This window comes from Rhodoblastus acidophilus, assembly GCF_900187365.1.
GTDB lineage: Bacteria > Pseudomonadota > Alphaproteobacteria > Rhizobiales > Beijerinckiaceae > Rhodoblastus > Rhodoblastus acidophilus.
In genome coordinates, this window is record NZ_FYDG01000008.1 from 137,954 (window position 1) to 147,771 (window position 9,818).

14 protein-coding genes, 1 tRNA gene and 1 other RNA gene are annotated in these 9,818 nt (G+C 66.7%); 7 read left to right on the forward strand and 9 right to left on the reverse strand.

Going from position 1 to position 9,818, the window contains the following annotated elements; translation table 11 throughout:
* Nucleotides 1-73: 73 nt before the first annotated feature.
* From CFB24_RS15395 to CFB24_RS15405, 3 genes are all read right to left on the reverse strand, one after another.
* Complete coding sequence (locus tag CFB24_RS15395; protein WP_088521516.1) at nucleotides 74-757, reverse strand: hypothetical protein; 684 nt, start codon at nucleotides 755-757, stop codon at nucleotides 74-76.
* 49 nt (nucleotides 758-806) lie between these two features.
* An RNA gene (gene rnpB / locus CFB24_RS15400) (RNase P RNA component class A) lies at nucleotides 807-1,174 on the reverse strand.
* Between the two features lie 10 nt (nucleotides 1,175-1,184).
* Entirely contained in the window at nucleotides 1,185-1,472 is a 288-nt protein-coding gene (locus tag CFB24_RS15405) for a hypothetical protein (RefSeq protein WP_141098460.1), read from the reverse strand.
* Between the two features lie 151 nt (nucleotides 1,473-1,623).
* Between CFB24_RS15405 and CFB24_RS15410 the strand changes: the two genes are divergently transcribed.
* From CFB24_RS15410 to CFB24_RS15420, 3 genes are read left to right on the forward strand one after another with little or no spacing between them, the layout of a single operon-like run.
* A complete protein-coding gene (locus CFB24_RS15410) occupies nucleotides 1,624-1,860 on the forward strand; it encodes a hypothetical protein (protein ID WP_088521518.1) in 237 nt (78 codons plus the stop codon).
* A 59-nt stretch (nucleotides 1,861-1,919) separates the two neighbouring features.
* The gene (locus CFB24_RS15415) at nucleotides 1,920-2,843 is read left to right on the forward strand and encodes a 50S ribosomal protein L11 methyltransferase (RefSeq protein WP_088521519.1); all 924 of its coding nucleotides are present in this window, start codon (nucleotides 1,920-1,922) and stop codon (nucleotides 2,841-2,843) included.
* Nucleotides 2,840-3,610, forward strand: a complete 771-nt coding sequence (locus CFB24_RS15420; protein WP_158255225.1) for a phosphatase PAP2 family protein — start codon at nucleotides 2,840-2,842, stop codon at nucleotides 3,608-3,610. The genes CFB24_RS15415 and CFB24_RS15420 overlap by 4 nt, the downstream gene beginning before the upstream one ends.
* Here CFB24_RS15420 and metC read toward each other — a convergent pair.
* Entirely contained in the window at nucleotides 3,593-4,783 is a 1,191-nt protein-coding gene (gene metC, locus CFB24_RS15425; protein ID WP_088521521.1) for a cystathionine beta-lyase, read from the reverse strand. The two genes, CFB24_RS15420 and metC, sit on opposite strands and share 18 nt — an antisense overlap.
* 156 nt (nucleotides 4,784-4,939) lie before the next feature.
* Here metC and CFB24_RS15430 point away from each other — a divergent pair, with 156 nt between their 5' ends.
* The 4 genes from CFB24_RS15430 (at nucleotide 4,940) to CFB24_RS15445 (ending at nucleotide 7,066) form a co-directional block, all read left to right on the forward strand.
* A complete protein-coding gene (locus CFB24_RS15430) occupies nucleotides 4,940-5,368 on the forward strand; it encodes a CBS domain-containing protein (RefSeq protein ID WP_088521522.1) in 429 nt (142 codons plus the stop codon).
* An 86-nt stretch (nucleotides 5,369-5,454) separates the two neighbouring features.
* The gene (locus tag CFB24_RS15435) at nucleotides 5,455-6,531 is read left to right on the forward strand and encodes a helix-turn-helix domain-containing protein (RefSeq protein ID WP_088521523.1); all 1,077 of its coding nucleotides are present in this window, start codon (nucleotides 5,455-5,457) and stop codon (nucleotides 6,529-6,531) included.
* A gap of 131 nt (nucleotides 6,532-6,662) precedes the next feature.
* Complete coding sequence (locus CFB24_RS15440) at nucleotides 6,663-6,968, forward strand: ETC complex I subunit (protein WP_088521524.1); 306 nt, start codon at nucleotides 6,663-6,665, stop codon at nucleotides 6,966-6,968.
* Between the two features lie 21 nt (nucleotides 6,969-6,989).
* Nucleotides 6,990-7,066: transfer RNA gene (locus CFB24_RS15445), tRNA-Arg, on the forward strand.
* A 26-nt stretch (nucleotides 7,067-7,092) separates the two neighbouring features.
* On the opposite strand, the gene CFB24_RS15450 is transcribed toward CFB24_RS15445, so the two are convergent.
* The 5 genes from CFB24_RS15450 to CFB24_RS15475 form a co-directional block, all read right to left on the reverse strand.
* Nucleotides 7,093-7,677 carry a hypothetical protein gene (locus CFB24_RS15450; RefSeq protein ID WP_141098461.1) on the reverse strand — a complete coding sequence of 195 codons (585 nt, stop codon included), beginning with the start codon at nucleotides 7,675-7,677 and terminating at the stop codon, nucleotides 7,093-7,095.
* Nucleotides 7,634-8,905: a tyrosine-type recombinase/integrase gene (locus CFB24_RS15455; RefSeq protein WP_244593206.1), complete on the reverse strand. Its 1,272-nt coding sequence runs from the start codon at nucleotides 8,903-8,905 to the stop codon at nucleotides 7,634-7,636. The genes CFB24_RS15450 and CFB24_RS15455 overlap by 44 nt, the downstream gene beginning before the upstream one ends.
* Nucleotides 8,889-9,119: a hypothetical protein gene (locus tag CFB24_RS15465; RefSeq protein ID WP_088521527.1), complete on the reverse strand. Its 231-nt coding sequence runs from the start codon at nucleotides 9,117-9,119 to the stop codon at nucleotides 8,889-8,891. Before CFB24_RS15465 ends, CFB24_RS15455 begins: the two co-directional genes overlap by 17 nt.
* The gene (locus tag CFB24_RS15470) at nucleotides 9,116-9,505 is read right to left on the reverse strand and encodes a hypothetical protein (RefSeq protein ID WP_088521528.1); all 390 of its coding nucleotides are present in this window, start codon (nucleotides 9,503-9,505) and stop codon (nucleotides 9,116-9,118) included. Before CFB24_RS15470 ends, CFB24_RS15465 begins: the two co-directional genes overlap by 4 nt.
* Nucleotides 9,502-9,818: DUF5131 family protein (locus tag CFB24_RS15475; RefSeq protein ID WP_141098462.1), on the reverse strand; the 317-nt coding region annotated here is incomplete at its 5' end. The genes CFB24_RS15475 and CFB24_RS15470, both read right to left, overlap by 4 nt.

The window sequence follows — 9,818 nt, forward strand, 5'->3', positions numbered from 1 at the left end:
AAGACTTTGTTGAGAGTGAAATCCGCTTGTGAGTCATACGCTTAATCAAGGGGCGGATTTTTCCGGCGCCGCGTTACGGCGTTTTTTCCTGACAGGAGGTCAGCGCGACCTGGGCCGGTTCCGGCGAAACGCCCTCTCCCCCCGCGGACTCTCCCCCCGAGCCCTTGGCGGCGATGTCGAGCAGAGTCCGGTAGAGCGCGACGTCCGGCCATGTCCGGCGCAGAAAATCCGCCTGCCGCCGCGCGTCGCGAACCTTGCCCTGATAATAGAAGGAGAAGAACAGGCCGCGCTGCGCCGGCTCCAGCGGCCTGTCGCCGACGACGCATTGGGCGGCGCGATAGAGGTTTTCGGCCTTGCCGGCGAGATCGGGCCGGCTGTTGACCCAGAGATCGGCCAGGGCGAGCAGCGCATCGACGTCGTCGGGGGCCTTGCGCAGCGCCGCCGTGAGGTCGCGCGTCGCGCCGTCCCAGGCGCGGGGATAATCGAAATTGTGGCCCATGCTCTGCAGCCGCCCGCGCTGCGCCAGCAGTTTTTCATCGCCGGGATGGGCGGCGAGCGCCTTGTCGAGATCGCGCTTGAGCGCCTCATAGCGGGCTTTGACGGCGGCCGCGTCGGCCTTGTCCCTGATGTCGGCGGGATAATGGCCTATCGCCGGCTCCAGCGCCTGCAGGCGCGGCTCGAACGACGGGTCCGCCTGCGCCAGCCCGCCCGCAACAAAGAAGATGGCCGCCCACAGCCCGGCGCGCGCCCGCATCATGATCGTTCCTCCCCGGAGATCACGATGTTAACACATTCGGGAGGGTTTGGGCGCCAGTCGGCCTGTAAGCCGGGTTCTGTATGGCGCCTTGCGGCGCGCGACAGCCATTCATCTGCGACCTCCATTGCTGGAGGCCTTTTGCAACCAACCCGGACGACGCCCCGGAGAAGGGTGGAGGAAAACCTCCTGTCGTCCCTATTCGGTTTTGCTCCCGGCGGGGCTTGCCATGCCGCTGACGTCGCCGCCCGCGCGGTGCGCTCTTACCGCACCCTTTCACCCTTCCCTTCGCATGCGAAGGAGGTTTGCTTTCTGTGGCGCTTTCCCTGGGGTCGCCCCCGCCGGACGTTATCCGGCGCCGTTTCTCCGTGGAGCCCGGACTTTCCTCTGTCTTGCGACAGCGGCTGTCCGGCCGACTGGCGCGCGAGCTTTAGGGCTTTTCCGCCGGCGGCGCAACCGGCGCTTCGGATTTGGGCGGCTCGGGCTTGGAAGGCTCGGATTTGGGCGGCTCAGGCTTGTCGGCCTGCGCTTCGCAGACCGGCTCGTGCGGGGTGCAGGCGATCCCCGGCGTCGAGCAGCGTTTCTGCGTGCAGATGGTGCAGCCGTCGGTCCAGTCGAGGCAGTCGGGATGCGCCGCGCCAAACGCCTGAACCGGGGGCGTTTCGGCCAAGGCCGGCGTGGCCAAGCATGAAAGGAGGATCAGCGCTACGGGTCTCATGGTCGCGCACTCTGGCCGATTCCGCGGGGCGGATAAACCCAAAAACGCTAAACGCGGGATGAACGACCTGTTTGGCTCAGGTTCAAGCGGCGGGCGCCATTCTCCCCACCGTCAACACGGCGCGCCGACGCGCCAAAGACAGGAGAGAGACATGACCAACACCCTTCGCACCGGCGCCCTTGGCGCCCTGATCGCCGCCGCCCTGTCCCTGAGCGGCGCCGCCTACGCCCAGACCTCCACGCCGGACGCCTCGGCCCAGCCGACGGCCCAGAGCGAGACCGCCAAGCCGGCGCCGGACAAGCACAAGCACAAGGCCCACGCTCATCACAAGACCCACGCCAAGCACGCCGCCGCCGCGGCTGCGGCCCCCGCCGCCAAGACCAACTGAGCCGACGCCCACTGGCGCGCCTGATCGACAGGTCGGGCGCGCCATGATAAAGCCCGGCCATGCTTGAAGGACTTCCCCCCAACAACGCCGCCTTCGTGATGCGCCTGCGCTGCCCGGAGGCGCAAGCCCGCGCCCTCGCCGATCTCGTTGTCGAGACGTTCGATCCCGCCGAGACCGCCGCCGCCGCTTTCGAGGAAAAGGCCACCACCGAGAGCTGGGCCGCCACGCCCTGGCTGGTGGAGGTCTATTTCGGCCACGATCCCGACGAAGCCAATTTGCGCGAACTGGCGACAGTCGCCGTCGGCGCCGAGCTGGCGGCGCAGATCGAGTTCGACCGCGTGCTGCAGAAGGACTGGGTGGCGGCTTCGCTCGAAGGCCTGTCGGCGGTGCGCGCCGGGCGCTTCGTCGTGCATGGCTCGCATGACCGCGCCAGCGTCCAGCCCAACGACATCGGCCTCGAAATCGAGGCGGCGCTGGCGTTCGGCACGGGACATCACGGCACGACGCGCGGATGCCTGCTGTTTCTCGATGAAATTCTCAAGCGGCGCCGCCCGCAGAACATTCTCGATATCGGCTGTGGCACCGGCGTGCTCGCCCTCGCCGCCGCCCGCGCCTTGCGGATCGAGGTGGCGGCGGGCGACATCGACGCCGACGCCGTGGCGGCGACCCGCGCCAACGCCGTGCTCAATTGCGCGGGGCCGTGGCTGCATCCGGTGCAGGCGCGCGGCGCGCTGCATCCGGCTTTGTGGAAGCCGCGCGCCTATGATCTGATCTTCGCCAATATTCTGGCCAAGCCGCTGCGGATGCTGGCCCCCAGCCTCGCGCAACTGGCGGCGCATGGCGGCGATGTCGTGCTGTCCGGCATGCTGCTGCGCGACGTGCCCGGCGTGGCCACGGCCTGGGCGGCGCAGGGCTTCGCCATCGCCAAGCGCCGGCATATCGACGGCTGGGCGACGCTGTTGCTGCGACGCGGGGGCGCGTGACCCGCGCCGAGCGGTTTCGCGCCGATCTGGCTGATTTAACAGCGCATTGGCGCGCGCCCATCCCGCGCGCCCAACCGCTTTGGCCGCTCGGGCTGGCGCTGTGCGTTCCCGCTGTGGCGTTTCTGGCCGACGTCAGCCTGCTGTTCGATGAGCGCGTGGCGCGCTGCGCCCGCGCCCTGCCGCGCGATGTCGTGGATTTTTTCCAGATCGTCACCCGCTTCGGCGAATCGCATTGGCTGTTCGCCTTGTCGGTTCTGGTTTTCGCCGGCGCCTGGTTCGCCCGCGCCAGCGCCGTCGCGCGCCGGGCGCGCGCCGCTTCTGGCCTGCTGGCGGCGCGGGCGCTCTATGTCTTCACGGTTCTGGCGGATTCCGGTCTGCTGTCGCAGGCGCTGAAACATCCGATCGGCCGGGCGCGACCGGCGCTGCTCGACAAGGTCGGGCCGCATCATTTCGAGTTTTTCTCAACGCCCTCGATCTACGCCAGCTTTCCCTCGGGCCACACCATCACGGCGTTCGCCACGGCGGCCGCGCTGACGCCGTTTTTGCCGCGCCGGTTGCGCCCCCTGCCCTGGCTCGCCGCTCTGGCCATCGCGGTGTCGCGGCCGATCGTCGGCGCGCATTATCCCAGCGACGTGCTGGGCGGCGCGCTGATCGGAATGGCCTGCGCCTATCTCACCGCTTTGGCTTTCGCGCGACGGAAAATCGCCTTTTCCGTCGCGCCGGACTCGTTTCGGCCTGAAGCGCGCGGCTTACGCCTGCGCCCGTAACCGGGCGAAGCCCTTGTCGAGGTCGTCCTGCAAATCCTCGATGTCTTCGAGGCCGACCGAGAAGCGCAGCGCCGGCCCCTCGGGCGCCCAGACGCTGGCGGCGCGATAGCTGGAGCAGTCGAACGGGACGACGAGGCTTTCGAAACCGCCCCAGCTGTAGCCCAGCCCGAACAATTCGAGCCCGTCGAGCATGGCCGCCACCGCCTGGTCGGACGCCGGCTTGAGGATCACCGAAAACAGGCCGGTCGAGCCGAGAAAATCCCGCTTCCAGATGGCGTGGCCCGGATGGCTTTCCAGCGCCGGATGCAGCACGCGCGACACTTCCGGGCGGCTCTCCAGCCAGCGCGCCAGCGCGAGGCCCTGCTTTTCCGCCTCGCGCAGGCGCAGGTCCATGGTGCGCAGGCCGCGCAGGGCGAGCCAGGCGTCCTCCTGCCCGGCGCAATTGGAGAACAACTGATAGGTCTGGCGCAGTTTTTTCGCCCATTTGGCGTTGGCGGAGACGAGGCCCAGCAGCAGGTCGGAATGGCCCGACAGATATTTGGTGCCGGCGTCGGCGGAGAGATCGACGCCGCGCTCATGCGCCGGGAAGAACAGCGGCGTGGCCCAGGTGTTGTCCATGATCACGCAGGCGTTTCTCTCATGCGCGACCGCCGCGATGGCCGGAATGTCCTGGATTTCAAAGCTCTGCGACCCCGGCGCCTCGACCAGCACCGCCCTGGTGTTGGGGCGGAACAGGGCCGCGATCCCCGCGCCGACCAACGGATCGTAGAACGTGGTCTCGATTCCCATGCGAGTCAGGAACGCCTCGCAGAAACTGCGGGTCGGGCCGTAGGCCGAATCGGTGACCAGCACATGATCGCCGCTGCTCAAAGCGGTGAGCAAGGCGAGGCAGCAGGCGGCGAGGCCGGACGGCGCCAGCACCGTGTCGGCGGCGCCGGAAATCTCGCTCCAGGCCTGCTCCAGCGCCTCGGTGGTCGGCGTGCCGTAGGTGCCGTAGCGAAAGCGCGTGCCGGCGCGCGATTCCAGCGTGGCCACGTCGGGGAACAGCACGGTGGAGCCGCGATAGATCGGCGTGTTGACGAAGCCGAACTGGTCCTCGGGCGCGCGGCCGGCATAGACGATTTTGGTGCGGGCGCGCATGGCCTTGCGCGACTGCGGCGTGGATTTGGACATGGGGATTCCCTTTCGGAGGGAGAGTGGCGGCGGGAGCGGGGCGGCGTCAAGGGCGCGGCGGCGGCAATATGGACGCCTCGCGCCGAACAGTTTGAAATTTCGCGCGTTTCTCGTCAGGGACCGGACGACCCGAAGGCCCGACCAGGGGAGGACATGATGCAAGTGCAAAGCTGCATGAGCGAGGACGTGCTGGTTTGCACGCCCGACCACAGCATCCGCGAGGCGGCGCAGGCGATGAAGGACATTGACGCCGGCCTGCTGCCGGTGGGCGAGAACGACCGGCTCGTCGGCATGATCACCGACCGCGACATCGCCGTGCGCGCCGTCGCCGACGGCAAGAGCTGCGACACGCCGGTGCGCGAGGTGATGACCACCGACGTGCAATATTGTTTCGAGGACGAGGAGCTTTCCGACGCCGCCGCCAAAATGGGCGCGCTGCAGGTGCGCCGCCTGCCGGTGCTCGACCATGACAAGCGGCTGGTGGGCATCGTGTCGCTGGGCGACATCGCGCGGCTCGCGGGCGAGAGCGCCACGGACGCGCTGGGGCGGGTGGCGGACTCTGGCTCCCAGCATCGGCAAAGCTGAACCGGCGCGCGGCGCGGCTCGCCGCAGCTGGCGCGCCCCGCTTGCATCGCTTAAGGTTCCCCTTAGGCCTTGCAGCGAGGAAGCCAGTGAACGACGGCGGGACCGCGCTCGATGATCCGAACGAAATGCTTGTGACGCGCGCCGCCGGCCCCGACGGCGACGCGCGGGGCTTTTTCGCCGGCGTCTATGCCGACCTGTTCGAGGTCGTCGCCGCGCCGTGTCCCGCCAGGGGCGGCGTCGCGGCGCGTGGCGTCGGGCCGTTTCTGCTGACCCGCTCGGAAAGCCCGGGGCTGCGGCTGGTGCGCCCGGTGGATCTGATCGCGCGGGGCGGCTTCGACGGCTTCGCGCTGCGCCTGACCCTGACGGGCCGTGTGACCGGCCGCGTCGGCGAAACGGCGGTCGCCTGCGGCGCCGGCGACTTGCTTCTGCTTGATTTTCTCGAACCGCTCGATCTGGTGGAGACGCCGGAGGCCGAGTTGGCGTCGCACATTGCTTTGTGGCTGCCGCGCGCGAAAATTCTGGCGGCCGTGCCGCGGGAGCAGATGCTGGGCGGGTTGATTCTGGGGGGCGCGACTCCTTTCGGCGCGGCGCTCGGCGGCCTGATCCGCGCCCTGGCCGAACAGGCCATGCAGGCGCCTGGCTCCGCTTTGGCGGCCGAGTTGAGCGCCTTGGGCGAGGGCGTGGTGGGGCTGCTGGCGAAAGCGGCGGCCGCCCTGCCCGGCCCGGCGCCGCACGGGGCCTCCAACGCTTCATTCGTGACCATTCGCCGCCATATCGACCGCAATTTGCGCTCGCCCGCGCTGACCGTAGAGGGAATCGCCGCCAATTTCGGCATATCCCGCGCCGCGCTGTACCGCCTGTTCGAGCCGGTGGGCGGGGTGGCGCGCTATATTCGCCAGAACCGGCTGCGGCTCGCCCATCGCGAAATCACCGCCGCCGGCGACGACGGCAAGCGGATCGGCCTGATCGCCTATGGCTTCGGCTTCAAGAACGTCAGCGCCTTCAACCGGGCCTTTCGCGACGCCTTCGGCGTGAGCCCCGGCGAGGCGCGGGCGCGGCGGCGCGCCGAACCGCCCACGAAAACGGCCCCGCCGGGCGCCGGCTCGGGTGCGCCAGGCCTGGCGATCTGGCTGGCGCGGCTGGGGCGGCCTGGGCCGGCGTGAAAAGCTTGCCCTTCTTGCTTTGTCGGCGGGAGTCCCCTAAGACGTTTGTGGAAATTCCCGCAGCGCCGGCGACGGCGCGGCTACGGGGTTTGTTTCTGCGATTGGAACCGCTTTCACGATTGGAACGTCCGATGACGGCTCGCATCTTTCGCCCCGCCAAGACCGCCACGCAATCGGGCCTCGGCAAGACGCGCGAGTGGCGTCTCGAATATATCCCGGAGGTTCCGCGCGGCATCGAGCCGCTGATGGGCTGGACCTCGTCCTCGGACATGAAGAGCCAGATCAAGCTGACCTTCCCGACCAAGGAAGAGGCGGTGGCCTATGCGGAGCGCAACGGCGTGGCCTATCGCGTCGAGGAGCCGAACGAGGCCAAGCGCCGGGTGATCTCCTATTCGGACAATTTCAAGACCAATCGCGTCGCGCCCTGGACGCATTGACGGACGGGAATATCCCTCGGAGGCCCCGTAGCTCAGCCGGATAGAGCAACCGCCTTCTAAGCGGTAGGTCACAGGTTCGAATCCTGTCGGGGTCGCCAACGTCTTTGCAACCTTTTGATTATGTTCAGTTATTTTTATTCAGCGCCGCACCTTGAGGGGGGAGGTGAGGCGCAAATGAGCCGGATTTGTTCTGACTAACTTGCTCAACGATGCGGTAGAAGACGTCGTCGCCCCAGTCTGATAGCATCACGTTCACTGCATAGATCACTATGCGGCAGTTGTCCTTCGTGTAGCCCCCCGCGCAATCGATGCGGTCGATAGATGGAGCGAAGGGATTTCGGCGATCTCGCTGTTCGCCCTTGGTGAAATAGAACGGGATGCCTGAGACGGCGCATTTGTAACATTGGGCCTCAAGCTCAACCCGAGCCCAATTCAGCGTAAGATCGAATGGGCGTTTCTTCTCTCTGGCTCGCGATTTCGCACCTTTGAGCGCCGCTTCAAGAGCTGATAGCGCCTTCTCCTCGCGAATCAGGCTGGCTCGCGTTTTAACGGTGTTGTGCTTTCCGCCCATAGCAAGTGCATAGGCGTCGAAGAATTCCGGAGATTCTGGGTCATCTGGAAGCCGGATGCGTTCGCCTTCGCCGCGGCGAAAATAATAGGCGGTCTTACCGTGACGTGTTTTTTCCGCGCGGACGTATTTCATCTTCATCTTTGCCGTCCTGCTTCAGGAGTCGCGCCATGCCGGCCGTGGCCAGCCTCTTGCGGTTCGCCGCCTTGGTGTAATGGCTGGCCATCTTGCCGCCTTCCCACCCAAAAATGGCCTCCAGCTCGTCAACCGTGGCGCCGGCCTCCGCCAGCCGCACGGCCGCCGCCTTCCGCAGGCCGTGGGCGCTTTTCTTGACGCCGGCGGCGTCGCAGGCCTCGCGGAAGTAATTGCCCAGGCTTTCCTTGGTGAGCGGCCCGCCCCCCTGCCCCGTGATAAAGACCAGGTCGCCGACCGGGCCGGCGTCGATCGCCTCCTGCAGCTCGGGCAGCACCGGGACATAAACCGGCGTCTGCGTCTTTTCGCTGACGATCGTCGCAAGGCCGGCCTTGATGTGCTGGCGCCCGAATCGGCAGGCGTCGCCGCGCCGCAGGCCCGTGCCAAGGAAAACCGCGAACATGACGCGCTCGCGCGTGCCCAGCGGCCATTTGGCCTTGAACTGGGCGATATCCTCGTCTGTCCAGGTCTCAAACCCGTCCGTTTCCTTGACCTTTATGGAGACGCCTTCGGTCGGATCGACGCTGACATGCTTCGCCATGACCGCCCAGGCAAACAGGCCGCGCATGGTTTTCAGAAAATTCTTGGCTGCGAACGGGGTTTGCGCGCGCGAATCCACGCTGGCGACAATGCTGGCCTTGTCGATCGACGCGAAGGGCTCCTGGCCGATCTTGGCGACGGAGCTGCGCAGGATCGCGCCGCGGGCTGCGCGCGTGCCAGGCGCGAGCTGCGCCCATGACGCCGATTCGCGATAGCGGTCGACCAGCCACCGAAACGTCTCTTTGCCCGGTTTCTTGGGCTTCACCGCGCCAGAAAGCGCCTTTTGATAAGCCGCAATGAACTCATCGGAGCCGTACTCATCCGGCAGGCGCAGACGCGGGCCGTCTCCTCGACGGAAATACCAGACGGTCTTTCCATGACGGCTGATCTCTTTGCGGACGTAAGGCAGGCGCGGGCGTGGCATGGGGTTCATTAGAACACCAACGTCTTTTTCCCGGCAAGCGGCTCGGGATTGGGTTGAAGTGTCGGCGGCGGGACGAAATCGAGGGGGATGAGCCAAAACGCGCCTTCGCTGTCGATCTTGACGGCCATGCCTGCACGCTTCGCCGCGTTGGCGGCGCGCACCGCATCGGCTTCGGTGAAACGTGCGGGACGCCGGCTCATTCGCCGACCTCATCCAGCGGCGTCACCGCAGGCAGAATTAGCCTGAGGCTGCGCGATTCAAATTCTTTCAGATGCAACGTGCCTGACTTATCGCCCGCGCAAAACACGCATGCCGTGTGCTCGCCATAACTGCGAACGACGATCATGTTTGGGCCGTCGCCCTGGCGCACGACCGCGCCGCGCGCGAAACCAAAAGATGGAATGGTGACTGGCGGCTGATCAGTCATTTGAAAAGCCTTTCGCCGTCGGCCCACAGCTTGTCAGCTCGGGCCTGCGCGGCGTTGCATCTGGCGTATGCCTCTTCAGAGACCCGCACGGCTCGCAGCCAAGCCTTGTGGGCGCGCAACCATGCTTCCGCCGACGTCGTCGGTGTGGCGCGAAGCTTCGCCAACGCCTTGTCCTGCGCCGGAAGGGTACTCTCCCATTCCGCGAAAGCGTCCTTCGTCAGTTGGTTTGCTGCGCGCCACCGCGCCGTATGAACATCCTCTTCCCGGAGATTGAACAGGATGTACGTGTCGTCCAGCAGGATCGCCAGTTCGCGCTTGGTCAGGCTGAGAATGGCGGCTTTGGGGTCAAAGCGTTTCGGCTTGGCGGGGCGTGCGGACTCGGTCATGCCGGGAACTCGCGGTGCTCGCGGCCATCGAGGAGGTGACCGGCGCGGCGCTTGCCGACGCGGGCAAGATATTCGGTGGACACAAGGACCTCGTTGTCATCAGTCCAGCCGTTCGGCCCAAGTCCGCGCAGCGGCAAAGAAACGGGATGATCTTCGTACCAGCCGCCAGCCGGCGCCCATTCTCCCCATTGCTTGAAAAAATAGGCGGTCCCGGACACGGCGCATTGGTCGCGCAGGGACCGGAACCAATCGGGATGCGATGGCCGCGCGTTGGGGCCGCTCTCGCCGCCGGTGATGATCTGATCGAGCGGGC